The sequence below is a fragment of the Enterobacter sp. CPE_E1241 genome (assembly GCF_045618265.1).
Taxonomy (GTDB): Bacteria; Pseudomonadota; Gammaproteobacteria; order Enterobacterales; family Enterobacteriaceae; genus Enterobacter; species Enterobacter adelaidei.
On sequence record NZ_JBIWYV010000001.1, the window covers coordinates 1,792,446 to 1,819,199 of the forward strand.

Annotated in this window: 30 protein-coding genes, 1 tRNA gene, 2 other RNA genes and 1 pseudogene; 14 read left to right on the plus strand and 20 right to left on the minus strand. The window is 51.3% G+C overall.

Annotation, left to right across the window (positions count from 1 at the left end; all coding sequences use genetic code 11):
• Positions 1–5: 5 nt before the first annotated feature.
• A complete protein-coding gene (locus tag ACJ9Y9_RS08625; protein WP_028019099.1) occupies positions 6–866 on the minus strand; it encodes a pirin family protein in 861 nt (286 codons plus the stop codon).
• A gap of 109 nt (positions 867–975) precedes the next feature.
• Between ACJ9Y9_RS08625 and ACJ9Y9_RS08630 the strand changes: the two genes are divergently transcribed.
• Positions 976–1,881, plus strand: a complete 906-nt coding sequence (locus ACJ9Y9_RS08630; RefSeq protein WP_407226084.1) for a LysR family transcriptional regulator — start codon at positions 976–978, stop codon at positions 1,879–1,881.
• 315 nt (positions 1,882–2,196) lie between these two features.
• Here ACJ9Y9_RS08630 and ACJ9Y9_RS08635 read toward each other — a convergent pair.
• The 3 genes from ACJ9Y9_RS08635 to ACJ9Y9_RS08645 all read right to left on the minus strand — a co-directional run bounded on the left by ACJ9Y9_RS08635 (position 2,197) and on the right by ACJ9Y9_RS08645 (position 2,650).
• Positions 2,197–2,333, minus strand: a non-coding RNA gene (locus tag ACJ9Y9_RS08635) — RtT sRNA.
• A 46-nt stretch (positions 2,334–2,379) separates the two neighbouring features.
• Positions 2,380–2,516: non-coding RNA, RtT sRNA (locus ACJ9Y9_RS08640), on the minus strand.
• A gap of 46 nt (positions 2,517–2,562) precedes the next feature.
• Positions 2,563–2,650, minus strand: a tRNA-Ser gene (locus tag ACJ9Y9_RS08645).
• A gap of 232 nt (positions 2,651–2,882) precedes the next feature.
• Between ACJ9Y9_RS08645 and ghrA the strand changes: the two genes are divergently transcribed.
• The 4 genes from ghrA (at position 2,883) to ACJ9Y9_RS08665 (ending at position 5,798) form a co-directional block, all read left to right on the plus strand.
• A complete protein-coding gene (gene ghrA, locus ACJ9Y9_RS08650; RefSeq protein ID WP_028019097.1) occupies positions 2,883–3,821 on the plus strand; it encodes a glyoxylate/hydroxypyruvate reductase GhrA in 939 nt (312 codons plus the stop codon).
• Positions 3,822–3,905: 84 nt separating this feature from the next.
• A complete protein-coding gene (locus ACJ9Y9_RS08655) occupies positions 3,906–4,643 on the plus strand; it encodes a phosphatase (protein WP_028019096.1) in 738 nt (245 codons plus the stop codon).
• A 21-nt stretch (positions 4,644–4,664) separates the two neighbouring features.
• Entirely contained in the window at positions 4,665–5,219 is a 555-nt protein-coding gene (locus ACJ9Y9_RS08660) for a molecular chaperone (RefSeq protein WP_028019095.1), read from the plus strand.
• 96 nt (positions 5,220–5,315) lie between these two features.
• Positions 5,316–5,798, plus strand: a complete 483-nt coding sequence (locus ACJ9Y9_RS08665) for a DUF1097 domain-containing protein (protein ID WP_075204560.1) — start codon at positions 5,316–5,318, stop codon at positions 5,796–5,798.
• Positions 5,799–5,841: 43 nt separating this feature from the next.
• Here ACJ9Y9_RS08665 and csgG read toward each other — a convergent pair whose 3' ends face one another.
• Genes csgG through csgD form a run of 4 tightly spaced genes read right to left on the minus strand, consistent with a single transcriptional unit; the run spans position 5,842 to position 8,183 of the window.
• Positions 5,842–6,675 (minus strand): curli production assembly/transport protein CsgG, encoded by an 834-nt coding sequence (gene csgG / locus ACJ9Y9_RS08670; protein WP_028019093.1) that lies wholly within the window; start codon positions 6,673–6,675, stop codon positions 5,842–5,844.
• A gap of 26 nt (positions 6,676–6,701) precedes the next feature.
• Positions 6,702–7,115, minus strand: coding sequence for a curli production assembly/transport protein CsgF (gene csgF / locus ACJ9Y9_RS08675; RefSeq protein WP_028019092.1), 414 nt, complete (start codon positions 7,113–7,115; stop codon positions 6,702–6,704).
• 23 nt (positions 7,116–7,138) lie between these two features.
• Positions 7,139–7,528 (minus strand): curli production assembly/transport protein CsgE, encoded by a 390-nt coding sequence (gene csgE, locus ACJ9Y9_RS08680; RefSeq protein ID WP_028019091.1) that lies wholly within the window; start codon positions 7,526–7,528, stop codon positions 7,139–7,141.
• Between the two features lie 4 nt (positions 7,529–7,532).
• Positions 7,533–8,183, minus strand: coding sequence for a biofilm master transcriptional regulator CsgD (csgD, locus tag ACJ9Y9_RS08685; protein WP_028019090.1), 651 nt, complete (start codon positions 8,181–8,183; stop codon positions 7,533–7,535).
• 761 nt (positions 8,184–8,944) lie between these two features.
• Between csgD and csgB the strand changes: the two genes are divergently transcribed.
• The 5 genes from csgB (at position 8,945) to ymdB (ending at position 11,416) form a co-directional block, all read left to right on the plus strand.
• Complete coding sequence (gene csgB / locus ACJ9Y9_RS08690; protein ID WP_028019089.1) at positions 8,945–9,400, plus strand: curli minor subunit CsgB; 456 nt, start codon at positions 8,945–8,947, stop codon at positions 9,398–9,400.
• Positions 9,401–9,441: 41 nt separating this feature from the next.
• Positions 9,442–9,894 carry a curli major subunit CsgA gene (gene csgA / locus ACJ9Y9_RS08695; RefSeq protein ID WP_407226085.1) on the plus strand — a complete coding sequence of 151 codons (453 nt, stop codon included), beginning with the start codon at positions 9,442–9,444 and terminating at the stop codon, positions 9,892–9,894.
• 61 nt (positions 9,895–9,955) lie between these two features.
• Positions 9,956–10,288: a curli assembly chaperone CsgC gene (gene csgC / locus ACJ9Y9_RS08700; RefSeq protein ID WP_032666989.1), complete on the plus strand. Its 333-nt coding sequence runs from the start codon at positions 9,956–9,958 to the stop codon at positions 10,286–10,288.
• A 160-nt stretch (positions 10,289–10,448) separates the two neighbouring features.
• Positions 10,449–10,769 (plus strand): type 1 fimbrial protein, encoded by a 321-nt coding sequence (locus tag ACJ9Y9_RS08705; protein WP_028019086.1) that lies wholly within the window; start codon positions 10,449–10,451, stop codon positions 10,767–10,769.
• Between the two features lie 104 nt (positions 10,770–10,873).
• Positions 10,874–11,416: an O-acetyl-ADP-ribose deacetylase gene (gene ymdB, locus ACJ9Y9_RS08710; RefSeq protein ID WP_028019085.1), complete on the plus strand. Its 543-nt coding sequence runs from the start codon at positions 10,874–10,876 to the stop codon at positions 11,414–11,416.
• A 34-nt stretch (positions 11,417–11,450) separates the two neighbouring features.
• On the opposite strand, the gene mdoC is transcribed toward ymdB, so the two are convergent.
• The gene (mdoC, locus tag ACJ9Y9_RS08715; RefSeq protein ID WP_028019084.1) at positions 11,451–12,590 is read right to left on the minus strand and encodes a glucans biosynthesis protein MdoC; all 1,140 of its coding nucleotides are present in this window, start codon (positions 12,588–12,590) and stop codon (positions 11,451–11,453) included.
• A gap of 254 nt (positions 12,591–12,844) precedes the next feature.
• Between mdoC and mdoG the strand changes: the two genes are divergently transcribed.
• The 3 genes from mdoG to ACJ9Y9_RS08730 all read left to right on the plus strand — a co-directional run bounded on the left by mdoG (position 12,845) and on the right by ACJ9Y9_RS08730 (position 17,231).
• The gene (gene mdoG, locus ACJ9Y9_RS08720; RefSeq protein ID WP_028019083.1) at positions 12,845–14,398 is read left to right on the plus strand and encodes a glucans biosynthesis protein MdoG; all 1,554 of its coding nucleotides are present in this window, start codon (positions 12,845–12,847) and stop codon (positions 14,396–14,398) included.
• Entirely contained in the window at positions 14,391–16,919 is a 2,529-nt protein-coding gene (mdoH, locus tag ACJ9Y9_RS08725; protein WP_028019082.1) for a glucans biosynthesis glucosyltransferase MdoH, read from the plus strand. The genes mdoG and mdoH overlap by 8 nt, the downstream gene beginning before the upstream one ends.
• Before the next feature lie 84 nt (positions 16,920–17,003).
• The gene (locus ACJ9Y9_RS08730; RefSeq protein ID WP_013097162.1) at positions 17,004–17,231 is read left to right on the plus strand and encodes a YceK/YidQ family lipoprotein; all 228 of its coding nucleotides are present in this window, start codon (positions 17,004–17,006) and stop codon (positions 17,229–17,231) included.
• Between the two features lie 6 nt (positions 17,232–17,237).
• On the opposite strand, the gene ACJ9Y9_RS08735 is transcribed toward ACJ9Y9_RS08730, so the two are convergent.
• The 3 genes and pseudogenes from ACJ9Y9_RS08735 to ACJ9Y9_RS08745 form a co-directional block, all read right to left on the minus strand.
• Entirely contained in the window at positions 17,238–17,612 is a 375-nt protein-coding gene (locus ACJ9Y9_RS08735; RefSeq protein ID WP_023311118.1) for a MysB family protein, read from the minus strand.
• Positions 17,613–17,709: 97 nt separating this feature from the next.
• Positions 17,710–18,949 (minus strand): annotated as a pseudogene (gene mdtG, locus ACJ9Y9_RS08740) (multidrug efflux MFS transporter MdtG).
• Positions 18,950–19,089: 140 nt separating this feature from the next.
• A complete protein-coding gene (locus tag ACJ9Y9_RS08745; protein WP_028019080.1) occupies positions 19,090–20,016 on the minus strand; it encodes a Kdo(2)-lipid IV(A) acyltransferase in 927 nt (308 codons plus the stop codon).
• Positions 20,017–20,238: 222 nt separating this feature from the next.
• Here ACJ9Y9_RS08745 and ACJ9Y9_RS08750 point away from each other — a divergent pair, with 222 nt between their 5' ends.
• On the plus strand, positions 20,239–21,288 hold the full coding sequence (locus tag ACJ9Y9_RS08750; RefSeq protein WP_028019079.1) for a rhodanese-related sulfurtransferase: 1,050 nt from the start codon (positions 20,239–20,241) through the stop codon (positions 21,286–21,288).
• Positions 21,289–21,329: 41 nt separating this feature from the next.
• Here ACJ9Y9_RS08750 and ACJ9Y9_RS08755 read toward each other — a convergent pair whose 3' ends face one another.
• From ACJ9Y9_RS08755 to ACJ9Y9_RS08790, 8 genes are all read right to left on the minus strand, one after another.
• Positions 21,330–21,905, minus strand: coding sequence for a YceI family protein (locus ACJ9Y9_RS08755; protein ID WP_028019078.1), 576 nt, complete (start codon positions 21,903–21,905; stop codon positions 21,330–21,332).
• Between the two features lies 1 nt (position 21,906).
• Positions 21,907–22,473: a cytochrome b gene (locus tag ACJ9Y9_RS08760; RefSeq protein ID WP_028019077.1), complete on the minus strand. Its 567-nt coding sequence runs from the start codon at positions 22,471–22,473 to the stop codon at positions 21,907–21,909.
• Between the two features lie 208 nt (positions 22,474–22,681).
• Positions 22,682–22,795, minus strand: coding sequence for a YceO family protein (locus ACJ9Y9_RS08765; protein WP_032666986.1), 114 nt, complete (start codon positions 22,793–22,795; stop codon positions 22,682–22,684).
• Between the two features lie 60 nt (positions 22,796–22,855).
• On the minus strand, positions 22,856–23,974 hold the full coding sequence (gene solA, locus ACJ9Y9_RS08770; RefSeq protein ID WP_028019076.1) for an N-methyl-L-tryptophan oxidase: 1,119 nt from the start codon (positions 23,972–23,974) through the stop codon (positions 22,856–22,858).
• 116 nt (positions 23,975–24,090) lie between these two features.
• Positions 24,091–24,345 (minus strand): biofilm formation regulator BssS, encoded by a 255-nt coding sequence (gene bssS / locus ACJ9Y9_RS08775; RefSeq protein ID WP_008500827.1) that lies wholly within the window; start codon positions 24,343–24,345, stop codon positions 24,091–24,093.
• Positions 24,346–24,620: 275 nt separating this feature from the next.
• Entirely contained in the window at positions 24,621–24,866 is a 246-nt protein-coding gene (gene dinI, locus ACJ9Y9_RS08780) for a DNA damage-inducible protein I (RefSeq protein ID WP_028019075.1), read from the minus strand.
• Positions 24,867–24,940: 74 nt separating this feature from the next.
• Positions 24,941–25,987: a dihydroorotase gene (gene pyrC / locus ACJ9Y9_RS08785; RefSeq protein WP_028019074.1), complete on the minus strand. Its 1,047-nt coding sequence runs from the start codon at positions 25,985–25,987 to the stop codon at positions 24,941–24,943.
• Between the two features lie 126 nt (positions 25,988–26,113).
• Positions 26,114–26,674 carry a lipoprotein gene (locus ACJ9Y9_RS08790; RefSeq protein ID WP_028019073.1) on the minus strand — a complete coding sequence of 187 codons (561 nt, stop codon included), beginning with the start codon at positions 26,672–26,674 and terminating at the stop codon, positions 26,114–26,116.
• Positions 26,675–26,754 lie beyond the last annotated feature (80 nt).

Consider the following 26,754-nt stretch of genomic DNA (forward strand, 5'->3'; position numbering starts at 1 on the left):
TACGTTCAGATCTGGCCGAAGCGGCCGGAGTTGAAATCACGAATGGCTTCGTTGATTTCGCTTTTACTGTTCATGACAAACGGGCCGTAGCCCACAATGGGTTCGTTCAGTGGCTCACCGGCCATCAGCAGCACTTTTGCATCGCTACTGGCTTCCAGATGCACTTTGTCGCCTTGCTGGCTTAAGACGACCAGTTGCGCTTCACCCGCTTCAGCCGTGCCGTTTACCGTGACGTTACCTTCCAGTACCACCAGCGCGGCGCTCCAGCCTTCTGGCTGATTGAGCGTCAAATGGCTTCCCTGATTCAGCGCAATATCCCAGACATTCAGCGGTGAAAAGGTGTGAGCCGGGCCGGTCACATCCTGGTAGCGACCGGCAATAACTCTCAGCGTGCCGCTGTTATCCAAAAGCGTCACGACTGGAATGTCGCTTTTGGTGATGCTCTGGTAGCCCGGGGCCGCCATCTTGTCTTTCGCCGGAAGGTTGACCCAAAGCTGCATCATTTTGAGTTCTCCGCCTTTCTGCGAGAACGCGCTGGAGTGGAACTCCTCGTGCAAAATGCCTGCGCCTGCCGTCATCCACTGCACGTCGCCGGGGCCAATTACACCGCCTTTGCCCGTGGAGTCACGATGCTCGACTTCACCGGAATAGACGATAGTGACCGTTTCGAAACCCCGGTGAGGATGTTGGCCTACGCCGCGTTTCGCACCATCTGCCGGAAAGGTGTATGGGCCCGCGTAGTCCAGCAGCAGGAACGGGCTGAGAGGCTCCCCGTGCGTCTGATAAGAGAACATTGAACGGACCGGGAAACCGTCGCCCACCCAGTGCTGTCGGGGAGCGGTATAAATACCTGTTACGTTTTTCATGATGAACTCCTGATGTTCTGTTGATGCAATTAGCTTATATTCAGGTTTAATATCCCGGTAGATAGTGAAAATGGCATTCACTGTTCTAATAATGGAACGATGAGGATTTATGCAGGATCTCAATGACTTCGTCTGGTTTGTGAAGGTGGTGGATTACGGTGGCTTTGCGGCGGCGGGAAGGGCGCTTGACCTGCCAAAGTCCAGGCTAAGCCGCCGGATCGCGCAGTTGGAAGAGCGCCTTGGCGTGCGGCTCATCCACCGAACAACCCGGCAATTTACGGTGACTGAGGTCGGGCAGACCTTCTATCAGCACTGTAAAGCGATGATGGTGGAGGCGGAGGCGGCAGAAGAGGCCGTGGCGGCACTGCAGGCAGAACCGCGCGGCATTGTCAGGATCACCTGCCCGATAACCCTGTTGCATGTCCATGTTGGTCCGATGCTGGCAAGATTTATGGCGCGTTATCCCGGCATCAATCTTCAGCTTGAGGCGACCAATCGACGGGTAGACCTGGTGGGAGAGGGCGTGGATATCGCGATCCGCGTCCGCCCTCGCCCGTTTGATGACAGCGAGCTGGTGTTAAGGGTGCTGGCTGACAGGGGGCATTGTCTGGTCGCGAGTCCGGCGTTGATTCAACGCATGGGAGAACCGATAGCCCCGTCTGAACTCAGTGCCTGGCCCGGGCTAAGCATGAACGAGGGGAAACATATTCATAAATGGGCGCTGTCCGGGCCTGGAGGTGCTAAAGCGGAGATCCATTATTACCCTCGATTGATCACCACCGATATGCTTGCGCTACGTGAAGCTGCCATGGCTGGCATCGGCGTGGTGCAGCTGCCGATTTTGATGGTGAAGGATCAGCTGGCGTCAGGCGAACTGATTCGGGTACTTGAGGCCTGGGAACCCCGACGGGAAGTGATTCACGCTGTTTATCCATCAAGACGCGGGTTGTTACCTTCTGTCAGGACGCTGGTGGATTTTCTGACCGAAGAATATGCGAAGATGGTTGAAGAATAGTTTTTTGTAGGTCGGGTAAGCGCAGCGCCACCCGACATAAAGAGCGCAGGGAGCGTCAGGATTCTCACCCCCCCCGCAGAGTGCAACATGCGAAAAAAAAGCCCGTACTTTCGTACGAGCTCTTCTTTAAATATGGCGGTGAGGGGGGGATTGACTCGCTTTGCTCGCCCTGCCGGCAGCCTGTTCGCTGCGCTCTCAGTCTGTCCAACTGGCTGTCGCCAGTTGTCGAACCCCGGTCGGGGATTCTCATCCCCCTGCATGAGTGCAACATGCGAAAAAAAAGCCCGTACTTTCGTACGAGCTCTTCTTTAAATATGGCGGTGAGGGGGGGATTGACTCGCTTTGCTCGCCCTGCGGGCAGCCTGTTCGCTGCGCTCTCAGTCTGTCCAACTGGCTGTCGCCAGTTGTCGAACCCCGGTCGGGGATTCTCATCCCCCCTGCATGAGTGCAACATGCGAAAAAAAAGCCCGTACTTTCGTACGAGCTCTTCTTTAAATATGGCGGTGAGGGGGGGATTGACTCGCTTTGCTCGCCCTGCGGGCAGCCTGTTCGCTGCGCTCTCAGTCTGTCCAACTGGCTGTCGCCAGTTGTCGAACCCCGGTCGGGGATTCTCATCCCCCCTGCATGAGTGCGACATGCGAAAAAAAAGCCCGCATTTTCATGCGAGCTCTTCTTTAAATATGGCGGTGAGGGGGGGATTCGAACCCCCGATACGTTGCCGTATACACACTTTCCAGGCGTGCTCCTTCAGCCACTCGGACACCTCACCATATTGTCATCCCGTTGTTGTCGGGACGGGCGCTAATGTAAGGAAAAGCCGAACTGCCGTCAACTCACTTTTTCAGTAATTTAGCGTGTTTAGACAAACTTCAGGCAACCTGATTCTTAAATGTGCTGAAAGCGTCTTTTTTATCAGCAGCACAGTCGCGCAATAAATTTGTTATGCTGGCAATCCAGTTGAAAATCAAAATAATTCAGCGCAATAAAAGGCAGGAATGACTATGGATATACTCTTCTATCACCCCACGTTTGATGCGGCATACTGGATCAAGGCGCTTACCGCGGCGTTACCCGGCGCACGCGTTCGCGAGTGGAAGCGGGGTGACAACGAACATGCTGACTACGCGCTGGTCTGGCATCCGCCGGTAGAAATGCTGCAGGGGCGTAAACTGAAAGCTGTCTTTGCCCTGGGCGCCGGTGTGGACTCCATTCTGAGCAAGCTGAAGGCTCACCCGGAAATGCTGCCGGAAGATATTCCTCTTTTCCGCCTCGAAGACACCGGTATGGGCCAGCAAATGCAGGAGTATGCCGTGAGCCAGGTTCTGCACTGGTTCCGCCGCTTTGATGACTATCAGGCATTAAAACAGCAATCCCACTGGGAACCGCTGCCTGATTATCAGCGCGAAGATTTTACCATTGGTATCCTCGGTGCTGGTGTGCTGGGGTCAAAAGTGGCTGAAGCGCTCGCACCGTGGGGCTTTCCGTTGCGCTGCTGGAGCCGCACCCGCAAAGATTATCCGGGCGTAGAGAGCTTTGCCGGAGCAGATGAACTGCCGGCCTTTCTGAAAGGCACGCGCGTGCTGATTAACCTGCTGCCTAATACGGCGGAAACGGTAGGGATTATCAATGAAGCGTTGCTCAACCTGTTAGCCGATGAGAGCTACCTGATGAACCTGGCGCGTGGTGTGCATTTGGTCGAGCCCGATTTGCTGAAGGCCCTGGACAGCGGAAAGCTAAAAGGCGCCATGCTGGATGTCTACAGCCGCGAGCCGCTGCCTGCGGAAAGTCCTCTGTGGGCGCATCCGCGTGTGGCCATGACCCCGCACGTGGCTGCCGTGACGCGTCCGGCAGAAGCGGTGGCGTATATATCCCTTACCATCAGCGAAATGGAAAAGGGTAAGGCAGTCACCGGACAGGTCGACAGGCAGCGCGGCTACTGAGAGAAACCCGGCGTTCGCCGGGTTTTTGCTAATATTCGCCGCTGATAACTGCTATTCTTTGGAAAAACCGCAGAGGAGAGAGAGATGTATCCCGTTGACCTGCATATGCACACCGTCGCCAGCACCCACGCGTATAGCAATCTCCACGATTATATCGCCCAGGCCAAGCTTAAAGGCATCAAGCTGTTCGCGATAACCGATCATGGCCCGGACATGGCGGATGCGCCGCACTACTGGCATTTTGTGAATATGCGGATTTGGCCACGTCTGGTTGACGGCATTGGGATACTGCGTGGTATCGAGGCGAACATTAAAAATACCGACGGTGAAATTGACTGCACCGGTCCGATGCTCACTTCCCTGGATCTGATCCTGGCCGGTTTCCACGAGCCGGTTTTCCCTCCCCAGGATAAAGAGACCAACACCGCGGCGATGATTGCCACTATTGCCAGCGGCAATGTGCATATTATAAGCCACCCGGGTAATCCAAAATATCCGATTGATATTCAGGCTGTCGCCCAGGCGGCAGCGAAACACCGCGTGGCGCTGGAGATTAACAACTCCTCCTTTGTTCACTCGCGTAAGGGCAGTGAAGCAAACTGCCGTGAAGTGGCCGCTGCCGTGCGAGATGCCGGAGGTATGGTGGCGCTGGGCTCTGACTCCCATACCGCGTTTACGCTGGGTGATTTTAGTGAGTGCCTGAAGGTGCTTAATGACGTTAACTTCCCGGAAGCGCAAATCCTGAACGTGACCCCACGCCGCCTGCTCGATTTCCTCGAGTCGCGCGGCATGGAACCGATTGACGAATTTGCCGATCTTTAATTGTGTAATGGAATAATAAAAATGAACGAGTTCTCCATCCTTTGTCGCGTGCTGGGTACGCTCTATTATCGCCAGCCGCAAGACCCTCTGTTGGTTCCGCTCTTTACGTTAATTCGTGAAGGTAAACTGGCGCAGAACTGGCCGCTGGAACAGGATGAGTTACTGGAGCGTCTGCAAAAAAGCTGCGATATGCAGCAGGTAGCGACCGACTACAATGCGCTGTTCGTGGGTGATGAATGCCGCGTTTCGCCATACCGTTCTGCCTGGCAGGAAGGGGCGACAGAAGCGGAAGTCCGTGCTTTTCTCTCCACTCGCGGTATGCCGTTGAGCGATACACCAGCCGACCATATTGGTACGCTGCTGTTGGCTGCATCCTGGATCGAAGACAACGCAGGTGATGATGAGAATGAAGCTATCGAAACCTTGTTCGAAACGTATCTGTTGCCATGGGTCGGAACGTTTCTTGGCAAAGTCGAAGCACATGCGACTTCGCCATTCTGGAGAACGCTGGCTCCGCTGACTCGAGACGCCATCGCGGCAATGTGGGATGAGCTGGAAGAAGAACACGAAGAGTGATTTAGATCACATTAACTCTGCAACTATACATTTCAACTTGCACGTAATGTGCTAGCGATCTCATTTCTATGGTGCGCTTCTGCTAAGATGCGCACCATGAACATATTACTTTGTATCGCATTAACCACTGGTATTCTCTCCGGGCTTTGGGGATGGGTAGCTGTGTCTCTCGGGCTGCTCAGCTGGGCTGGGTTTCTTGGCTGCACGGCCTATTTCGCCTGCCCGCAGGGGGGTGTTAAAGGTCTCTTTATTTCAGGCTGCACCCTGATGAGCGGTGTTATCTGGGCGCTGGTGATTATGAAAGGCAGCGCGCTGGCCCCGCATCTGGAGATGCTGGGGTATGTCATGACGGGCGTGGTTGCTTTTTTGATGTGCATCCAGGCAAAACATCTGTTGCTTTCGTTCGTGCCGGGAACTTTTATGGGGGCGTGTGCGACCTTTGCAGGGCAGGGTGACTGGAAACTGGTTGTCCCCTCGCTGGCGCTGGGGTTGCTGTTTGGCTACGCCATGAAGAACAGCGGTCTTTGGCTGGCGGCGCGGCGGGAAAAAGCGCAAAGCATCACTGCGGTGAGTGAATAAAAAAAGGCGAGATAATCATCTCGCCTTTTTTATGCGCTTCCTGTCAGGATTCCGGAGGAACTGACATATCGCGGTATTTCACCAGTATCGGGTTCTGCACGTCTGCTTTGTTTTGCAAATCCCACAACCCGCGATCGATACCATCGTTAATTAAGAAGATAACGCCGGTTTCAATGGCAGACATCAGGCACATCATGACCGGTTCGTTAGAGGTGTAACCAATTTCACCCTCCAGCAAACGCTGGTAGTCGATGAAGCGGAATACCCCCGCCTGTACTTCATAAGACAGAATGGTTTTGCTGGTGTTCACCGAAGAGAGCACTTCGCCCGTACTGACGTTAACCACACGCAGGTTAACGGCGATTTGGTCGAGCTGATACTGGGTATCAGCGCCGATACCGAAGTAACGTGCTCCTACACCACCCGATTTAACGTTACTTTCGTAACCGATAATCGAACCTTCAATCATGACATTCGCGGCTGCCAGAGATTGCAGAGGCGTCCGGTTATTGTCCGCGACGGTGCCATTTTCCTGTGCTGCACGAATAATTTTTCGTTCATTCAACAGGTTCTGTAGCCCCTGGCGTTCCAGAGGAATAAACCAGTGTGAATCCTTGAGTGCGGTAACCAGCATGGCAGTGGCGCTTTGCGGCACCGCCGTGGAGAAGTTACTTGCCGGGTAAGGTTTAAATTGCCCGGTTTCATCCTGAATGTTGTAAACAGAGACAAATATCTTACCGGTTGGTGACGGTAAATGTGTTAAATCACGATAACTTTGGGCCCGAGGCATTAAAGTAGGTTTTGCAGCTTCTTTAGGTGGAGCAGTTAAACAACCGCTCAATAAGCACACTGCAACAAATATCAGGAAGCGCTGCATGATCATTGTCCTTATTTTGCTGTTGTTTAAAAGTCAGTTGAATTACTTTGTAGACCGGAAACCTGGATCGTTGAGGTTTTTCCTGATTTACGATCGGTAACATTCAACTGGAGCTGTCCGTCCGTGTTGGCGATGTCGACAATAAAGTCGTTGGTGACCATTCGACCGGGTTTACCGGTATTAATGTTGGTCAGTAACCCACCTAAAATCTGCGACTGAATAGCCTGTGTGAAGTTGTCCAGAGCAGACGGGGTATCAACGCTAAAATCCTTATAACTCGGGTCCTTATAAGAGTTTTGCGCCTGAGCTTCATTCAGCAGGAACGCACCGTTGTTAGGGTTACCGCCAAAGTTAGGGTTACGGAACTGGAACGTCATGTTCCCGGCCCAACTTATGGGGGTGATCAGCATTATCGAAACAACTGCATATGCAATACGCATGACAGCCTCCGCATATCGGTTCGCTAGAACTCGTCTTTTGCTAAATCGCTGGTGCTTAATAGGGCTTTATCTATTTGCAGGCGATTAATAGCGTCTTCTGATTGTGCCAGTGCTAAGGATACGTTTTTGTCGAAGTCCATTTTTGTGGGGAATAAAAACGTTTGATAAATAACGTACTGATTAGCCGTTATTGTTATCCAACTTCCCCATCGTGCACTGGGCCGCTCGTTGATTGTTATATTTCCAGTGTATGTGCTGTCCCATTTATCACTGAAGGCACGGTAAAAACTGTGCCCGATCGATGAGACGGTGTGGTCTGTTAACAATCCGGGAACTTCGACCTCGACGGCCTTCAGATTCCCGGCAGCGAGCAGGAAACTCGCTGCGGCGATCCAACTCAACGTGCGCTTCATGTGATTAACGCCTGAGGTTATCGTTTGCCCACGAAACCGCCTGAGTTCGGTTTTTCACAGCTATCTTCTTGAAAAGATTATAAAGGTGCGTCTTTACCGTATTTTCGCTGATAAATAACGAACGGGCGATTTCAATATTTGAAGCACCAATGCGTAACTTGTTCAGGATCTCTTTCTCACGGTGCGTTAGCAGTGCTGACTCTGAACTGTTATAGCGATAATTTCCGGAGTGTGTGATGAGGTAGCTGGCAAGTTTTTGCGAAAAATAACACTCTCCGCGCAATATACCTTGCAGCCCCTCTACCACCCGGTCCTCTTCTTCCGTGACGTAGAACACGCCATTGATATGCGGCCAGCTTTCAATATCTCTGAAAGGATACTCATCAGGCGTATTCAACAATAGCACGCGGATATTATTGTTTTTCCTGCTTAAAATATCCTGCCAGTAATGGATAAGCTTTTTATCAGCTTCCATCATATCGAGAAGAATAATGCTGCCAGGTGCAATATCATCGAAAGAACGTTGAATATTATGCAATTTCCCGCTCAGTGATAAAGATTGCTTTAAATGTTGTAATAAAGCTGTCGCTTGCAAAGAAGGTTTTGTGATCAACAGTAATGTATGACCATGTAAACTATGGACTTCATTATACATGATGAAACCCCACTTTTTTTTGGCACCTGGCAGCTGTCCTCCTGTAAAAAGAGGACACCAGAAGTACTGACAGATGTTGCACTGCTGTGTGTAGAATCAGACCATAACCTCCACAGGGAGGTAAATATAAAACCAATTTCGTACATCTAATTTCAATCTAGCTTTTACGAAGTTTAAAGCAAGTGTTAATCATGTAACTAAATGTAAAAATCAATATTAATTTGTGATGTTTGTCGGTATTGAATGCCGCATTTTGATAATAAAGTTGTACATGCAAATATGTGTGCACAGATTTTAAAAATCATACAAATATTTATAATTAATTGATTTTATTGTTTATTTGTTATTTTTTAATGATTGTTGAAAGGTATGAGATGCCGATTTTTTCTAAGTCATGGAATGACGATGTTTCTGTCTTAAGAAAACACGCCTCGTGTCACGTGATGAGAAAAATGGCATCCTGCCGTTCCGTTTAAACAAGGCGGGATGAAGCGTGGACAGCCCTCGCGATGTTGTACAAGCTGGCGAGAAGAAATGTTTAATAAAAAAATAAGCTGTCCTGTTTAAAGCAATTTTTTCCTTAAATTACGACTTTGTGGTGACCCGACAAATAAAAATAAGCCGCGTGGGTGAGATATTTAAAATGTTTCAGCGGACATACTCTTCACCGTAACGACGCGTTAACACATCACGAGTCGTTTTAACAATATCATTGTTACACGGTTATGGAGTACTTAAATAGCCAGGTCCAGGGTGACAACATGAAAAACATATCGTTATTTATGATGTTTACATTGCTGGGTGCGCCTGGATTTGTAACCGCGGCTAATTCAGATATGGCGAATACTGAATATAATTTCGCGGTTAACGAATTAAGTCTTTCGTCTTTAAATCAGGCAGCCATTATTGGTCAACGGGGCATTCTAAATGACGCTCAGGTTCACCAGGACGGTTCAAAACTATTATCCATAGTTTCCCAGGATGGGGCAGGTAACAGAGCGAAAGTTGATCAATCAGGGAGTTACAATATGGCCTGGATCGATCAAAGCGGCAACGGGAACGATGCAGGTATTACGCAAGATGGATATGGTAATAGTGCGAAAATTATCCAGAAAGGGTCGGGTAATAGAGCAAACATTACGCAGTACGGTACACAGAAAACCGCAGTTGTAGTGCAGAAACAGTCGCAAATGGCAATTCGCGTCATCCAGCGCTAACTATTTCGCGACAACTTTAATCAATCCGATGGGGGTTTACCATGAAATTTTTCAAAGTGGCAGCACTCGCAGCAATCGTAGTTTCTGGTAGTGCAATGGCTGGTCTGATTGATCAGGGCGGATGGGGTCATGGTCATGGCCATGGCGGATACGGTGGCCCAAATTCTACCCTGAATATTTACCAGAACGGTGGCGGTAACTCTGCTGTAGCTTTGCAGACAGATGCCAGAAATTCAGTTCTGAATATTAGCCAGACCGGTGGCGGTAACGGTGCTGATGTTGGTCAGGGGTCTGATGACAGTAAAATTAACCTGACCCAGAACGGTTTCGGCAACAGTGCAACACTTGATCAGTGGAACAGCAAAAATTCTACTATGAATGTTAGCCAGTACGGTGGCCTTAACGGTGCATTGGTCGACCAGACTGCTTCTAACTCAACTGTCAACGTTACCCAGATTGGTTTTGGTAACCACGCGACAGCTCATCAGTACTGATACTGAAATCTGTGCTACAAAAAAACAGGGCATCCGCCCTGTTTTTTTTCGGGAGTTCATCATGAATACCTTAATTCTCCTCGCCGCACTTTCCAGCCAAATCACGTTTAAAACGTCACAGCAGGAAAATATGACCACTATTATTCCACAGGTCACTCTGACGGAGCCGTGCAATTGCCAGGTTCAGATAGTCTCTGAGCGAGAAGGGCAGGGCGGGCAAAGCTCTTCGCGACAGCAAAATACACTTTTTATACCCGCTAATCAGACGATTGATTTAATGCGTTTGAGTTTAAATATTGACGCGGGGGATACGGTAAAAATCGTTGTCACCATTACTGATGGAAAGTCGCTTCATTTATCACAACAATGGTCGCCGGCGGAAAAGAGTTTATAATCATTCATTAAATCAATGTGTTATGAATGTGGCGGGCCTACGGCGTTGAGCTATGCTGATATCAGGAACTGAGTAGTGATGTTCCGTAACGCGAGCCTTCGTTTGCCTTAATGAAGCGCGTTTACCCCTCAAGGACGATTCTCATTGAGGAGTGCATATAATGACCAAATATTTAGCTCAGCTTGCTACAGGCTTGGGTTTGATGGCTTCTGCTTTCATTCTCCCCGCTTATTCAGCCACCCTTGCAAATGGTGGGGTAATTCATTTTCGTGGTGCCATTGTTGCAGACCCCTGTGAAGTCACGCCGCAACAGCGACAGTTTGCCATGTCATGCCCGGATAATAACCGTATGCAAACGCGAATGGTCAGTTATGAAGAGGCGCTTAATGGCACGGAGACCGATTCCAGCCTCGCCACTCTCAGCATGAAATACCTTAATCCTGAAAAAACGCTCGCGATTGTCCAGATCCAGTATCGCTAATTCACTCTTCCGCTCCGCGGCGGAAGAGGATGTTGTCTGATAGTTTTTTCTCCCTGGCTCCTCTGCGATACACTTAAGAAAAAGGCGGGTTGCAGAGGGGCTTTATGAAACCGCAAATTGAAATCATTCATGGCGATATTACGACCATGCACGTCGACGTTATCGTCAATGCGGCCAATCCATCTTTGATGGGGGGCGGTGGTGTGGACGGTGCTATCCACCGGGCTGCGGGACCGCAGTTGCTGGAGGCCTGCAAAGTCGTGCGTCAACAGCAGGGAGAATGCCCTCCTGGTCATGCGGTGATTACGCTTGCAGGCAATCTTTCTGCCAAAGCGGTTATTCATGCTGTAGGTCCCGTCTGGCACGGTGGTGACCAGCATGAAGCGAGTCTTCTGGAGGAGGCATACCGAAACTGTTTGCGACTGGCTGCCGATAATGGCTATAAAACGATGGCATTCCCGGCCATCAGTACCGGCGTATATGGCTATCCGAAAGCGGCTGCAGCGACTATCGCCGTAGAAACGGTTTACCGTTATCTGTCGCTCAAACCGATGCCTGAAAAGGTTATCTTTGTCTGTTTTGACGAAGAAACCACCCATCTTTATCAACGGCTTCTGACCCAGCGTGGGCAGGAATCAGAAGCCTGAAACAACGGAGGCGCACTGAGTGCGCCGCCGTTGTTTATGACGCTTTCGCGGGTGGTTTTCCTGAAAAGAGAAAACGCAGAAGTGGGATCCGCAAATGGATCTCATAGAGTACGATGGCAACACCGACGACAAACACCAGTCCGGTAAAGAAACCCAGCGTGTTGGATGTAATATGCGGCGTGATGTAAGCCCCGAAAAACAGCGTCAGGGGATGATGCACAAGATAAATAAACAGCGATGCATTAACGAAGTAAGTCACGCGAGTGGACTTAAAGTTCAGCAGGCGGTGGCCGAGCGCGAATACCACATTGACCATCCACAAGCCCAGCAGCATGGTGATCACACTTTCCGTTTCATACATCCAGGCGTCGCCGCTACCGTAGCGCTGATTCAGCAGATAAGCCGCAAACGCGAGTGTAGCCCCCAGCGCGCACCATGGCGATGGAGTGGTAAACAGAGATTTAAGTTTTGGATGAATAAATGCCAGCGCGCCGATTAAAAAGAACGGAATGTAGAACAGCGACTGCATCACCACGAAATTAAATAACCCATCGCTTAAAATCGGCGGATAGACGATAAACAGGGTACGTCTCAGGGCGGCATAGGCGACCCCTAACAGCAAAAAGAACACCGTCAGTTTGCCCATCGTAATATTGGCGAAAAAGGTATCGGCTTTATAACTCAAATGGTGGCGCAGGCGGCTAAAAATCAACACACTGACCGTCGTAAGCACTACCAGCACCAGCAGGAACCAAAGGTGGGACACCAGCTCCCAGACCAGCGTGTTGTACTTTTCATACAATGAAAGATTCGGCCAGTTCTCCGCCTTGCCTTTGACGTATTGCAACATAATGAACTGCGGCAGCGTCAACAGCGGAATGGCGGTCAACATCGGGATACCTACGCGTTCCACGCGCACTTTCCACCAGCGTTTGAGCGGGTAACGCAGAAACAGCATGTAAGAGAAATAGCCGGATATGACAAAAAACACCTGCATACGGAAGGCGTGAATAAAGTCATTAAACAACGTCAGCCACCAGGAGGGCATCTGGCTATTAACATGCCAGGTGTGGCTGGAGTAAATCAGTGAGATGTGAAAGGGGATCCCCAATAGCATCAGCCATGCCCGGATCGAGTCGAGGAAATATTCACGTTCTGTTGGTGTTGAGCTCATATAACTTTGTGCATTCTCAGACTTTTCGTCTTATCCCTAAGACTCATAATGGTTACATTCGAAGCCAACCCTACACCAAGACCGACACCCTGTCTCCAGGATAAGCACGTAAAGTGAATCGCGGGTTCTTTCATTTGCTTAATCCATGAGCCAGCAGCTGAACAAAGCAGTGATAATGTTGTCGGATTGCCTGAGTTTCCATTAAAATGGATCGGATCGATATAAGCACACAAAGGGGGAAGTGCTTACTTATTATGAAACATAAACCACAGATGATGAAAATGCGTTGGTTAGGTGCTGCAGTCGTGTTATCACTGTATACCTCATCGGCACTGGCCTTTAACATCGATGATGTCGCAAAACAGGCAAAATCGATGGCAGGCAAGAGCTACGAAGCGCCGAAAAGTAACTTGCCCTCCGTTTTCCGCGACATGAAGTATGCGGACTATCAGCAGATCCAGTTCAATCACGACAAAGCGTACTGGAACACTATTAAGACCCCGTTCAAGCTTGAGTTTTATCATCAGGGTATGTACTTCGACACGCCTGTTGCCATCAATGAAGTGACGGCAACGGCTGTACGTAAGATCAAGTACAGCCCGGATTATTTTAATTTCGGCGATGTGCAACACGACAAAGATACGGTGAAAGACCTGGGCTTCGCAGGCTTCAAGGTGCTTTACCCGATCAACAGCAAAGATAAAAACGATGAAATCGTCAGCATGCTTGGTGCCAGCTACTTCCGCGTGATCGGCGCGGGGCAGGTATACGGGCTTTCTGCGCGCGGTCTGGCTATTGATACCGCGCTGCCATCAGGTGAAGAGTTTCCACGTTTTCGCGAGTTCTGGATTGAACGTCCAAAACCAACGGACAAACGTCTGACCATTTACGCGCTGCTGGATTCCCCACGTGCAACCGGTGCTTATCGCTTTGTGATTATGCCAGGTCGTGACACGGTGGTTGACGTGCAGTCTAAAGTTTACCTGCGTGACAAAGTGGGCAAACTGGGTGTTGCACCGCTGACCAGTATGTTCCTGTTTGGGCCAAACCAGCCGTCACCAGCAACGAACTTCCGCCCGGAACTGCACGATTCCAATGGCCTGTCTATTCATGCCGGTAACGGTGAGTGGATCTGGCGTCCGCTGAATAACCCGAAACATCTGGCCGTAAGTAGTTTTGCGATGGAAAACCCGCAAGGTTTTGGTCTCCTGCAACGTGGTCGTCAGTTCTCCCGCTTTGAAGATCTGGACGATCGTTATGACCTGCGTCCAAGTGCCTGGGTCACGCCGAAAGGTGACTGGGGTAAAGGGAAGGTTGAGCTGGTTGAAATTCCAACCAACGATGAAACTAACGATAACATCGTGGCTTACTGGACACCGGATCAGCTGCCGGAAGCCGGTAAAGAGATGAACTTCAAGTACACCATTACCTTCAGCCGCGACGAAGATAAGCTGCATGCGCCGGATAGCGCGTATGTTGTGCAGACTCGCCGCTCAACGGGGGATGTGAAACAGTCTAATCTTATCCGTCAGCCTGACGGCACTGTGGCCTTTGTTGTGGACTTCACAGGCCAGGATATGAAGAAACTGTCACCGGATACCGCCGTTGCTGCTCAGGCCAGCATTGGGGATAACGGTGAAATCGTTGAGAATACCGTGCGTTACAACCCGATAACGAAGGGCTGGCGTCTGACTCTGCGTGTGAAAGTGAAAGATCCGAAGCAGACCACTGAAATGCGTGCTGCGCTGGTCAGTGACGATCAGCCGCTGAGTGAAACCTGGAGCTACCAGCTACCTGCCAATGAATAATACATCTGAATATATTGATGCCATGCCGCTGACGGATATCGAAAAAGCGGCACTGCCTAAGAGCGACATCCGCGCGGTTCATACCGCGTTGGATGGTGAACATCATCAGTTTTCCCGGGATGATGATACGCCGCTGGGGTCAGTTAAGGCTCGTCTGGAGCAGGCATGGCCGGACTCGCTGGCAGAAGGGCAGTTGATTAAAGACGACGAAGGACGCGATCAGCTTCAGGCAATGCCGAAGGCTACGCGTTCCTCGATGTTCCCCGATCCGTGGCGTACCAACCCCGTTGGCCGCTTCTGGGATCGTCTGCGCGGACGTGATGTAACGCCGCGCTATCTGTCTCGCCTGACGAAAGAAGAGCAGGCCTCTGAACAGAAATGGCGTACCGTGGGGACAATCCGTCGTTACATCCTGCTGCTTCTGACGCTGGCACAGACGGTTGTCGCGACCTGGTATATGAAAACCATTCTGCCTTACCAGGGCTGGGCGTTCATCAACCCGACTGACATGATGGGCCAGGATCTCTGGGTCTCCTTTATGCAGTTGCTGCCTTATATCCTTCAGAGCGGCATCCTCCTGCTGTTCGCTGTCCTGTTCTGCTGGGTATCGGCCGGTTTCTGGACCGCACTGATGGGCTTCCTGCAGCTGCTGATGGGGCGTGACAAATACAGTATTTCCGCGTCAACGGTCGGGGATGAACCCCTTAATCCTGAGCACCGTACTGCGCTGATTATGCCTATCTGTAACGAAGACGTTGACCGCGTATTTGCGGGGCTGCGTGCGACCTGGGAGTCCGTTAAGGCGACCGGAAACGCGGAGCATTTCGACGTTTACATCCTGAGCGACAGCTACAACCCGGATATCTGCGTTGCAGAGCAAAAAGCCTGGATGGAACTGATTGCGGAAGTGCAGGGCGAAGGCCAGATCTTCTACCGCCGCCGCCGCCGTCGTGTGAAGCGTAAAAGCGGCAACATTGATGACTTCTGCCGTCGCTGGGGTAACCAATACAGCTATATGGTGGTGCTGGATGCTGACTCCGTCATGAGCGGTGACTGCCTGAGCGGTCTGGTGCGTCTGATGGAAGCCAACCCGAACGCCGGTATTATTCAGTCATCGCCGAAAGCATCCGGTATGGACACGCTCTATGCGCGCTGTCAGCAGTTCGCCACCCGTGTTTACGGGCCGCTGTTTACTGCGGGTCTGCATTTCTGGCAGTTGGGCGAATCGCACTACTGGGGCCACAACGCCATTATCCGCGTGAAGCCGTTCATTGAACACTGTGCGCTGGCACCGTTGCCGGGTGAAGGTTCGTTTGCCGGCTCTATTCTGTCGCATGACTTCGTAGAAGCGGCGCTGATGCGTCGTGCTGGCTGGGGCGTCTGGATTGCCTACGACCTGCCGGGATCATACGAAGAGCTGCCGCCGAACCTGCTGGATGAGCTTAAACGTGACCGCCGCTGGTGTCATGGTAACCTGATGAACTTCCGTCTGTTCCTGGTAAAAGGGATGCACCCGGTTCACCGTGCGGTGTTCCTGACGGGCGTGATGTCTTATCTCTCCGCACCGCTGTGGTTTATGTTCCTTGCGCTCTCCACTGCGCTGCAGGTGGTGCATGCCCTGACTGAGCCGCAATACTTCCTGCAACCGCGCCAGCTGTTCCCGGTGTGGCCGCAGTGGCGTCCGGAGCTGGCGATTGCGCTGTTTGCTTCCACCATGGTGCTGCTGTTCCTGCCTAAACTGCTCAGTATCATCCTGATCTGGTGCAAAGGCTCGAAAGAGTACGGCGGTTTCTGCCGCGTGACCCTTTCACTCCTGCTGGAAGTGCTGTTCTCCGTGCTGCTGGCGCCGGTGCGTATGCTGTTCCATACCGTGTTTGTGGTCAGTGCGTTCCTGGGCTGGGAAGTGGTCTGGAATTCACCGCAGCGTGATGACGACTCGACGCCGTGGAGTGAAGCCTTTATGCGTCATGGCTCGCAACTTCTGCTGGGCCTGGTGTGGGCGGCGGGGATGGCGTGGCTGGATCTGCGCTTCCTGTTCTGGCTGGCGCCGATTGTATTCTCCTTGATTCTGTCCCCGTTTGTATCGGTCATCTCCAGCCGCTCAACGGTTGGCCTGCGAACCAAACGCTGGAAGCTGTTCCTGATCCCGGAAGAGTATTCCCCGCCGCAGGTACTGGTCGATACCGACAAATATCTGGAGCAGAACCGCAATCGCACGCTGGATGATGGTTTTATGCACGCCGTGTTTAACCCGTCGTTCAACGCGCTGGCAACGGCGATGGCGACAGCACGCCACCGTGCCAGCCAGGTACTGGAGATTGCCCGCGATCGCCACGTTGAGCAGGCGCTGAACGAGACCCCGGAAAAACTCAATCGCGACCGCCGTCTGGTCCTGTTGAGCGACCCGGTCACGATGGCGCGTCTTCACTACCGCGTGTGGTCCGCTCCGGAGAGATACTCTTCGTGGGTAAATTACTATAAAGAACTGAAACTGAACCCGCTGGCGTTGAAGGCGAAGTAAGTTGTTAAGTAGAGTGGGTAAGCGAAGCGCCACCCGCCAAATAAAATACCGGCTTAATCGCCGGTATTTTTTTAGAGGTTTGAGATGAAAATTATCATCGTCGTCATGATGGCATGCCTGCTTAGCGGCTGCGGCAGCATCATCAGTCGCACCATTCCAGGGCAGGGCCACGGTAATCAGTACTACCCGGGTGTGAAATGGGATGTTCGTGATTCCGCGTGGCGCTATCTTACCGTGCTTGATTTACCGTTTTCGCTGATTTTCGACACGCTGCTGCTGCCGATCGATGCCAGCCACGGCCCTTACGAATAGCGTAAATTAACGCTCGTCCCACTCATCAGCTGCGGTTTGACCCTCTTCCGTATCCAGCGGTGGCTCGAGCTGAAACTCGCCCTCATCCCACTCGTGCAGGGTGTTCTCCTCCAGCCATTCCTGCCGCAGTTCGATTTCATCATAGTCGCCGTCAAAAACGGCCTGCGCACCTTCACCACTTAATATCGGCAAACATTCTCCTTCTTCCCCTTCATCGGCAAAGAATTCGGCCTGCCACATAATATCCCCATCCTGCAGAACGTATTTTTGGATATTAAGTTGTTGCACGTCAGCATCTTCTTCTTCAACGCCGGGGTTATCGGCGAGGAACTCTTCACGAGCGGCATCAATAGCTTCTTCCAGCGTGGCGTACATGGTCATTGGTGTCTCCCTGTTTTCCAGAAGGTTTCAGGGAAATAATAGCTGAATATAAGATCCTGCAAGTATGAATGCGAAAATAAGCTGTCAGGCGTTCGTGTTATTCAGCCACCGGTCGTAACGCACGGGATAAACTGAACCACGAGTAAATTGCATTGAACAGCACCACGCCCGCCGTCACGATAAAGACGGCGCGAAAACCGAAGCTTGCAGAAATGCCTGCCCCGATAAGCGGCCCGGTCACGTTACCGATGTCACGAAATGACTGGTTATAGCTAAAGATACGCCCGGCTATCTGGTTCGTGGAGTTGTAGACCAGCAGGGTCTGAACGGCGGGGAGTAACGCCCCGTCGGCAGCGCCCAGCAAAAAGCGCAGAACGCCCAGTTGCCACGGGGATTGCACCATCGACATAGGGATAAGCAGCAGAACGGAAATCACCAGCGCGCAGATCAGGATCTTTTCCGGACCCACCCGGTCCCCCAGTTTGCCTAGTCTCGGGGCGCTAAGGAGCGCCGCCACGCCGGGAACGGAAGCAATCAGCCCGCTGATGAACGCAATATTGTTGACGTTACCGGCCAGGTCGCGAACGTACAGCGTCAGAATGGGGGCAATCGAACCGGTAGCTACCTGAATAATCAGGGTCGTCACGAACAGGCTCAGCACCAGTCTGGGGTTTTTCAGTGAGGTAAGAACATCCCTAGCGTGAAGCATCTCTTTTTTGGCGACAGGCGTGAAGTTTTCCCGAATACAGATCAACGTGACGACAAAGCACAGGAAAAGCACGCTGGCGGTGATGAAAAAGACGGGCCGCAAGCCGTAATTATCCGCCAGCAATCCGCCGGCCAGTGGCCCCAGCAAGGCACCACTCACGCCACCCGTTGAAAGCGTTCCCAGTGCCCAGCCGCTCTTGTGACGCGGAATTTGGGTGGCTATCAGGGCATTCGCATTGGGAATAAATCCACCGAGCAAGCCCAGTAATGCGCGTAAAATCAGGAACTGCCAGACGTTTTGCGCAATACCCATCAATGCCATGATGATGGCCATCCCCAGCGCCGAACGTAGCAGCATAATTTTACGCCCCTTACGGTCGGCAAGGCCGCCCCTTACGGTCGGCAAGGCCGCCCCAGAAGGGTGAGGCAATCGCGGAAAAGAGAAACGTGACGCTGAACACCAGGCCAGACCACATATTGAGCGCGCTATGGCCCGTTACGCCCAGTTGCTCGACGTAGAGAGGCAGGAAAGGCATGACCAGGCTAAACGCCGCACCGGTAAGAAAACAACCAAACCATGCAACTGTGAGGTTACGTTTCCAGTTTATGGGGGCATCTGAGGGTGACATAACAATCCGCATAATGAGGTGCAGAACACCTGAGGCATGAAGTAATAAGCCTGCTAATTATGCGCCTGGGTTATGATTGCTGCAATGAGGAGGAGCTTTAAATGCTAAAACAGCATGCGGCCCTGAAGACCGCATGCGAGTTAATAGCGGGAAGGCGTGCCCTGTGGCCGCGTTTTAAAGCGACGGTGCAACCACATATACTGTTCCGGCGCTAGCATGATGCACTTCTCCACAACGCCGTTCATCCAGCGAGCGGTGGTCTCTGCATCATCCAGCGGCGGCGCGAGTTCAGGTTCCAGCATAATCAGCTCGTAACCAGACCCATCCGGTTTACGACGGGGAACAAAGGGCACGATGGCGGCTTTGGACATCCGCGCCAGCATCCAGGTGCCGGTTGTTGTGGCGGCTTCTTCAACAGCAAAGAAGGGGACAAATACGCTGGATTGCGGACCATAGTCGTGGTCAGGGGCGTACCAGACCACTTCACCGGATTTAAGCGCGCGTATCATGCCCTTCAGATCTTTACGGTCGATCATGCTTTTGTTGGAACGCATACGGCCGTTGGTCTGGATTAAATCGATGACCGGGTTATCGTTGGGGCGATAAACGCCAATACCCGGTGCCTGCATGCCAAACATTCGCGCCCCGATTTCCAGCGTCAGAAAATGCACGCCAATCAGCAGGACACCTGTCTGATTCGCCTGCAGCGTATGCACTGGCTCCATGCCGGTTCCTGTCACTTCGCTCCAGCGCGCCATACGTTTGTCCGGCCAAAACCACGCCATACCGGTTTCCATAAGCCCCATACCGACAGATTCGAAATTTTTCGAGACCATGTCATGTCGTTCTGACTCGCTCATCTGCGGAAAGCACAATTCAAGGTTGCGGTACGCAATTGTGGCACGACGCTTCATCAACTTTTGCGCGAGATGGCCCAGAGATTTACCCAACCAGAAAATAACAGGGTAGGGAAGTTGCACCAGAAGCCATAAAAAGCCAATGCCAAGCCAGGTCAACCAATAGCGGGGATGCAAAAGGGCGACGGTAAATTTGGGTAACTGGGTCATGTCTTTCCTGTGTTCTAACGTCCTGTTTCGCTATTGTCTCATTTTTTGAGACATAGCCAAAATATCTGCGTTCGAAACGTGCACGAATACAGCAATTGTTAAGCCTGATTAACCAGGGCGAGTGAAATGTAGCGTAAATTGTGTGGATGTAAATTAACTTTGTTTGCTATATCATGCCGACCGATTTTTCATTCTCTCTAACGATCCCAGGACTTGTACACCATGCCAGTGTTACACAACCGCGTTTCGAATGAGATGTTAAAAGCGCGTATGTTGGCTGAAACCGAACCGCGCACAACCATCTCATTCTACAAATATTTCACGATCAACGATCCGCAAGCGACTCGCGATGAACTTTACCAGGCATTCACCACGCTGAATGTATTCGGACGTGTCTATCTCGCTCACGAAGGGATCAACGCGCAGATTAGCGTACCGGAAAGTAAAGTGAATGCTTTCCGTGATTTCCTTTACCGCTTCGATCCGGCACTTGATGGCTTACGCCTGAATATTGCTCTGGATGATGACGGAAAATCGTTTTGGGTGCTGCGTATGAAAGTGCGTGAACGCATCGTGGCGGATGGCATTGACGATCCTGAATTTAACCCGGCAGATGTCGGTGATTACCTGAAGGCCGCAGAAGTGAATGCGATGCTGGACGATCCGGATGCCGTGTTCATTGATATGCGTAACCACTATGAGTATGAAGTGGGGCATTTCGAAAATGCGATGGAAATCCCGGCGGATACTTTCCGCGAGCAACTGCCCAAAGCGGTTGAGATGATGCAGGAACATAAAGATAAAAAGATCGTTATGTACTGCACCGGCGGTATCCGCTGCGAGAAGGCCAGCGCGTGGATGAAACACAACGGGTTTAATAAGGTCTGGCATATTGAAGGGGGGATTATCGAGTACGCCCGCCGTGCCCGTGAGCAGGGTTTGCCGGTGCGCTTTATCGGTAAAAACTTTGTCTTTGACGAGCGAATGGGTGAGCGTATTTCTGAGGACGTGATTGCTCAGTGCCATCAGTGTGGCGCACCGTGCGATACCCATACCAACTGCAAAAATGACGGCTGTCATCTGCTGTTCATCCAGTGTCCGGCCTGTGCTGAGAAGTTTAACGGTTGCTGTAGCGAACTGTGCAGTGAAGAGAGCATTCTGCCAGAAGAAGAGCAGCGTCGCCGTCGGGCTGGACGGGAAAATGGCAATAAGATTTTCAATAAATCTCGCGGCCGCCTGAATACCAAACTGGGTATCCCCGACCCGGAATAATGGTAACGCCCGGCAAGGTGAAAACCTGCCGGGCGAATTTATTATTTCTGTTGAACCCCTTCCACAGAAATAACCAGCTCGACATCCTGAGATGCCGGGCCTAAATCTGTTGTGATATTGAAATCTTTCAGATGAATTTTACCTGTTGCTTCAAAACCTGCACGTTTACCGCCCCAGGGATCATCTCCCTGACCGATTAATTTCGCATCCAGGGTGACGGGTTTTGTTACGCCGTTAAGCGTCAGGTTTCCGGTAATATCCAGCTTATCACCCGCTTTTTTCACCTCCGTAGAGGTGAAGGTGGCTTGTGGGTATTTAGTGACATTCAGGAACTCTGCACTGCGCAAGTGTTTATCTCGTTCAGCATGGTTCGTGTCGACGCTGTTGGTATTAATGGTCACATTGACTTTATCGGTCGCAGGATTTTTCTCGTCGAAGCTGAATGTGCCGTCAAAATCCTTAAAGGTACCGTACAGCCAGCTATATCCAAGGTGCTGAATACGGAAATTGACGAAAGCATGTTGGCCCTCTTTATCAATTTTATAATCAGCCGCCACGGCGGAACCGGTGGTGAATAACAGAGAACCCAGTGCGATACCCAGCAGGTGTTTTTTCATTTTATACTCCAGAGTCAACTGACGAGCGGCCAAGCATGCGCTTTAGCGTATCGTCTTTATCAATAAAGTGGTGTTTGAGGGCGGCAAGCCCGTGCAGTACAGACAGGATCACGACGCTCCATGCCAGCCAGAGGTGAACGACCCCAGCAGTGTCAGCCTGAGAGCCCGCATCGCTAAACGTTGCCGGGACGTCAAAAATACCAAAGACGCTAATAGGTTTGCCGTCTGCCGTCGAGATGAGATAGCCGCTAATGAGGATGGCAAAGAGCAGTATATAGAGCGCAATGTGCGCGGCAACGGCACTAATGCGAGTCAATTTACTGTGGGTCTTCGGTGCGCTGGGCGGTGGAGAAATATGTCGCCAAATCACGCGAATAACCAGTCCCAGCATCAACAGGACGCCAATGCTTTTATGTAACTCCGGTGCCTGATGATACCAGCCATCATAATAGCTGAGTGTTACCATCCAGAGACCCAGTCCGAACATAGCATAGACGGCAATAGCAAATATCCAGTGCAAAAATATGGATATTATTCCATAGCGCCGGGAAGAGTTACGTAATTGCATCAGAATGTCCATTTTCAAATTAACCGAAGGGTAAAAATGAACGGGAAGGTGTGATATTGCAACTGAAATAAATGTATATTGATTTTTATTTTATTTATTTCAGCGATTTTGAAAAGGATCGATAAAGGTAATTCAATCTCTTCGTGCAAGATGAAATTTAGATTTTCAATAAAACTAAATTAATGTCAATTATTGTCAGTCTGGCTTTTCAATAAAATACAATGTAAACAAAATCAATAATGGCCAACAGTGCCCACAATAAGATATAGAGCATTAAATGCTCGCGAATATTATTCATAAGAAAGTTAACGATCCTGCGCATAACGCTCCGCAATGCAGTATGAATGAAACGGGCTCCGGGATGTCCGGAGCCTGTTAGGGATTATCTGTTAAAACGCGAGAGTGAGAAGGGGCTCAGATCAAACTGTGGCGTGATACCCTGAGCAAACTGCGCGGCGATTTCGCCCAGCACGGAAGCAAACTTAAAGCCGTGGCCGCTCAGTCCTGTGATGAGCAGAGTGTTGTCATGCCCCGGCAGCGTATCAATGATAAAGTCTTCATCTGGCGTGTTGTCGTAGGTACAGGCCGCGCCATACAGCAAGCCGCCGATGCCTGGAAGAATATTGCGCAGGAACGAGAAGGCCTCTGACCCATCCTGTGGGTAAGCGCCGAAGGGTTTACGCTCCTCAGGGGAGGAGATAGCCTGGCCCCCGTTGTGTTTACCGATTTTCAGTGCGTCTTTTTCTGACGGGAAGCCGTAGAACTGGTCGCCGTTGGGTAATTCGCCGGTGAAGGCCGGGAATTTATTCTGGGCGCTGTAACGACCATCCGACTGGAACCAGGAGAAGACCTTGCGCACCGGCTGGATCGGCAGAGCGGGCAGCAGGCGGGTAACCCAGGTTCCCGCGCTGACCAGCAGGCGATCCGCGGAATATTCACCGTCAAGGGTCGCTACCGTGACGCCATTATCGTCATGGGTGATAGCGTCTACCGGACAGTTGAACAGCTGCGCGCAGCCTGCCTTCGCGGCAAGCTCGATCCAGGTCTTGATCGCCGTTTCGCAATGCAGCACCCCGGAGTGGGCTTCAAAGAGGCCGATATAATCTTCCGGGACGGTAATTTCGGGCCAGCGCGCGGTAATACCCGTCGCGTCCAGCTTCTCAACGTCCAGATTGAAAGCTTTCGCGCTGCGTTCGACGTTGGCGAGAAAATCAGAACTGGCCGGGCCGAGGTTGATCACCCCTGTGCGCTCGAAAATGCGATCTTCAGTCTGTTTCGCCAGGTCATCCCACAGCGCCTGTGCGCGGAGCACCAGCGGAACATAGCGCTCCCCTTCACCATATGCATGGCGTATGAGTCGGGTGTCGCCATGATGGCTACCCTCTGTATGAGGAGGGCGGTGGGCATCAATCATCAGGACGTTCAGCCCTGCCTGTGTCGCATAATATCCGGCGGCAGAACCTACGGAGCCGCTACCAATAATGATTAAGTCGTATCTCATATGCATCTCGTAAACTCACGTTATGTGAGCAGAGTAATTAACAACGCGGGGTTAGACAAGGGTGAAATAAATAAGGCACCGCAAGGGTGCCTGTTGAGTGAAAGGTTGGCATTCGTTTAGTGCCGCTTATACTCATTTTCCTGATAGTCGCCAGATTCTATTTTTGCAATACCTGCCTCTAAAATAGAAATAAACTGACGAGCGACGTCTGTTGTTAGCCACAGCGTCTGTCCAACTTCCGCTTCTTCACGGTTGAGTTGATTCGGGGTTTGGTAGTGCAAACGCAGCATCAGTGCATCGTAGCTATCTACGGTACTGATATCCCAGCCTACAAGCGGATGGGTCTGGATGACTTCACTATTCTTTTCCATTATAACCCCCTTAATGCGTGTTAGAAGACAACGGCTCTGAGGTTCAATGCATGTTTTTCTGAAGCTTTTTCAGTATACCAAGTAATAAGGGTTTCGACGGGAAAAATAAACAGGTAGCAACACATTTTTCTGCTTTTTAGGATTGTTCGAACAATAAAACACCATCTCGTTCACGATTTTTAAAGAAGATATCGGAATAATTTGAACTTTCAGAATTTTCAGGCGAAAAAAAAGCCGGGGCGACCCGGCAAAAAAAACGCAATGAGGGAGCAGTATTAATCTGTGATGAACCAGTCGTCAGCGCTTTCCCATGTTTCTTGCAGAATTTCGCTGATGCGATCTTTATCTTCTTTCGCAGCACCAATGACGGAGAGGTTGTTTGCTGTCGCATAACGAACCGTTACGGCACCGGTATTGTCGGGAAAGGTGTTGTTAATTCGACGGGATAATTCCCCTGCCAGCGCATCCAGCGCGCCAACAGGCAGGACGGTGGTTTTGGCTATGGTGACTTCAATACGCATAAATGCCCCCTGTGTAATATACTGTTTATTTATACAGTTATGTTATCGATTTGACAACAGGGGGCACTGAATATTTAGCGTTTTACTGTCCAGTGAACGGTTTCGCCCGCCAGGAATGGGACAAGGGTGTCATCCGTCAGGGCAATGGATTCCTCAACCTGGCTTGCTTTACGCTCCAGTTCGATGAAGGTGTCATTGACCGGCAGACCATAGAAGCGCGGGCCGTTGAGGGAGCAGAACGCTTCAAAATGCTGCAGTGCGTTCATCTCCTCAAACACGGTCGCGTAGCTTGCGAGGGCGGTTGGGGCGTTGAAGCAGCCCGCGCAGCCGCAGCTTGCCTCTTTACGATGGCGGGCGTGAGGCGCGGAATCGGTCCCGAGGAACGCGCGGGAGAACCCGCTGGCTACCAGCTCGCGCAGGGCCTGCTGGTGAATGTTGCGCTTGAGGATCGGCAGGCAGTACAGGTGCGGACGTACACCGCCCACGAGCATGTGGTTACGGTTAAACATCAGATGCTGAGGGGTGATGGTGGCGGCAATAAGATCGTTGCCGTCACGCACATACTCTGCCGCGTCTTTGGTGGTGATGTGTTCGAACACGACTTTAAGCGCAGGCAGTCGCTGGCGCAGCGGTTCCATCACGGTCTCAATAAAGCGGGCTTCACGGTCAAAGATGTCAATCTCAGCGTGGGTGACTTCACCATGTACCAGCAGCGGCATGCCCAGTTTCTGCATGCGTTCCAGCACCGGCATGATGGCATCAATACTGGTGACACCGTGGCTGGAGTTAGTGGTGGCATTCGCCGGGTAGAGTTTTGCCGCAGTGAATACACCTTCGTTAAAACCGCGCTCTACTTCGTTCGGATCCAGTGAATCGGTCAGGTAGCAGGTCATCAACGGGGTGAAATCATGCCCTTCGGGAACGGCATCAAGGATGCGCTGGCGATATGCGATTGCGGCATCGACGGTGGTGACTGGTGGAACCAGGTTAGGCATGACAATCGCGCGGCCATAAATTTCGCTGGTATAGGGCACGACGGTTTTCAGCATATCGCCATCGCGTAGATGGATATGCCAGTCGTCTGGGCGGCGGATTTTAAGAACCTGGGGTTGTGCAGTCATGGAAGCTCCGGCTTGTCAGGAATCAGTCATTAGGATGGCTGTTTTTGCCGGACACAAATCATAAGCGGAAACGTTTTCGTTTGCACACTTTTCCGTAAAAAAAAGGGCGCCTCAGCGCCCTTCAGGTTAATCGGTGAAAGGAATGACAATTTCTCCCGGTTTCACCTCTATCCCTTTTGCATATTTTTTCGCAAGGGCTTCACCCTTGCTCTTGTCTTCACTTAAGACATACGCAGGCTGCTGATTAAAATAATTACGCAGCGACTGGTTCAGATAGGGCATCAGCGTTTGCAGAACCGGAGCCATCTTATCCGGGGAAACCTGGGCATCGACCACTTCCATCTCCTGCAGGAAAATCGCGCCTTTCTCTTTATTGAAAACGGGAAGAGCCTTCAGTTTGAGCTTAATGTTAGCTTTCTGGTTGCCAAAGAGGGAAGACATATCAAGATCTGCATCTCCTGCCAGAGTGACTTTGTTTGGCTCTTCACGCCCAATCTGGCTGGTGAGATTGGAAAGGACGATATGTGCGTCGGCAAGCCCTGGCACGCCAATGTCTTTAGAGAAATTGTTATGTTTTTCCAGCGCCTGATTAATTTCCTGTTCACTGACGGTATATTGCGTTAGCTGGTTACAGCCAACCAGCAGACCGCTGACAATCAATGCTGCGGCGAAAACAATTTTCTTCATAGTGTTCCTCAACGAAAAATCGGCGCTTCTGTCCTGTGACGTCAGTATGTCAGTGTGAAATTGCAGAAACCAGCAGAAAA

Coding starts and splice junctions, on each gene's coding strand:
- ACJ9Y9_RS08625 (WP_028019099.1), bottom strand. CDS start 866: ATGAAAAACGTAACAGGTATTTATACCGCTCCCCGACAGCACTGGGTG.
- ACJ9Y9_RS08630 (WP_407226084.1), top strand. CDS start 976: ATGCAGGATCTCAATGACTTCGTCTGGTTTGTGAAGGTGGTGGATTAC.
- ghrA (WP_028019097.1), top strand. CDS start 2,883: ATGGATATACTCTTCTATCACCCCACGTTTGATGCGGCATACTGGATC.
- ACJ9Y9_RS08655 (WP_028019096.1), top strand. CDS start 3,906: ATGTATCCCGTTGACCTGCATATGCACACCGTCGCCAGCACCCACGCG.
- ACJ9Y9_RS08660 (WP_028019095.1), top strand. CDS start 4,665: ATGAACGAGTTCTCCATCCTTTGTCGCGTGCTGGGTACGCTCTATTAT.
- ACJ9Y9_RS08665 (WP_075204560.1), top strand. CDS start 5,316: ATGAACATATTACTTTGTATCGCATTAACCACTGGTATTCTCTCCGGG.
- csgG (WP_028019093.1), bottom strand. CDS start 6,675: ATGCAGCGCTTCCTGATATTTGTTGCAGTGTGCTTATTGAGCGGTTGT.
- csgF (WP_028019092.1), bottom strand. CDS start 7,115: ATGCGTATTGCATATGCAGTTGTTTCGATAATGCTGATCACCCCCATA.
- csgE (WP_028019091.1), bottom strand. CDS start 7,528: ATGAAGCGCACGTTGAGTTGGATCGCCGCAGCGAGTTTCCTGCTCGCT.
- csgD (WP_028019090.1), bottom strand. CDS start 8,183: ATGTATAATGAAGTCCATAGTTTACATGGTCATACATTACTGTTGATC.
- csgB (WP_028019089.1), top strand. CDS start 8,945: ATGAAAAACATATCGTTATTTATGATGTTTACATTGCTGGGTGCGCCT.
- csgA (WP_407226085.1), top strand. CDS start 9,442: ATGAAATTTTTCAAAGTGGCAGCACTCGCAGCAATCGTAGTTTCTGGT.
- csgC (WP_032666989.1), top strand. CDS start 9,956: ATGAATACCTTAATTCTCCTCGCCGCACTTTCCAGCCAAATCACGTTT.
- ACJ9Y9_RS08705 (WP_028019086.1), top strand. CDS start 10,449: ATGACCAAATATTTAGCTCAGCTTGCTACAGGCTTGGGTTTGATGGCT.
- ymdB (WP_028019085.1), top strand. CDS start 10,874: ATGAAACCGCAAATTGAAATCATTCATGGCGATATTACGACCATGCAC.
- mdoC (WP_028019084.1), bottom strand. CDS start 12,590: ATGAGCTCAACACCAACAGAACGTGAATATTTCCTCGACTCGATCCGG.
- mdoG (WP_028019083.1), top strand. CDS start 12,845: ATGAAACATAAACCACAGATGATGAAAATGCGTTGGTTAGGTGCTGCA.
- mdoH (WP_028019082.1), top strand. CDS start 14,391: ATGAATAATACATCTGAATATATTGATGCCATGCCGCTGACGGATATC.
- ACJ9Y9_RS08730 (WP_013097162.1), top strand. CDS start 17,004: ATGAAAATTATCATCGTCGTCATGATGGCATGCCTGCTTAGCGGCTGC.
- ACJ9Y9_RS08735 (WP_023311118.1), bottom strand. CDS start 17,612: ATGACCATGTACGCCACGCTGGAAGAAGCTATTGATGCCGCTCGTGAA.
- ACJ9Y9_RS08745 (WP_028019080.1), bottom strand. CDS start 20,016: ATGACCCAGTTACCCAAATTTACCGTCGCCCTTTTGCATCCCCGCTAT.
- ACJ9Y9_RS08750 (WP_028019079.1), top strand. CDS start 20,239: ATGCCAGTGTTACACAACCGCGTTTCGAATGAGATGTTAAAAGCGCGT.
- ACJ9Y9_RS08755 (WP_028019078.1), bottom strand. CDS start 21,905: ATGAAAAAACACCTGCTGGGTATCGCACTGGGTTCTCTGTTATTCACC.
- ACJ9Y9_RS08760 (WP_028019077.1), bottom strand. CDS start 22,473: ATGCAATTACGTAACTCTTCCCGGCGCTATGGAATAATATCCATATTT.
- ACJ9Y9_RS08765 (WP_032666986.1), bottom strand. CDS start 22,795: ATGCGCAGGATCGTTAACTTTCTTATGAATAATATTCGCGAGCATTTA.
- solA (WP_028019076.1), bottom strand. CDS start 23,974: ATGAGATACGACTTAATCATTATTGGTAGCGGCTCCGTAGGTTCTGCC.
- bssS (WP_008500827.1), bottom strand. CDS start 24,345: ATGGAAAAGAATAGTGAAGTCATCCAGACCCATCCGCTTGTAGGCTGG.
- dinI (WP_028019075.1), bottom strand. CDS start 24,866: ATGCGTATTGAAGTCACCATAGCCAAAACCACCGTCCTGCCTGTTGGC.
- pyrC (WP_028019074.1), bottom strand. CDS start 25,987: ATGACTGCACAACCCCAGGTTCTTAAAATCCGCCGCCCAGACGACTGG.
- ACJ9Y9_RS08790 (WP_028019073.1), bottom strand. CDS start 26,674: ATGAAGAAAATTGTTTTCGCCGCAGCATTGATTGTCAGCGGTCTGCTG.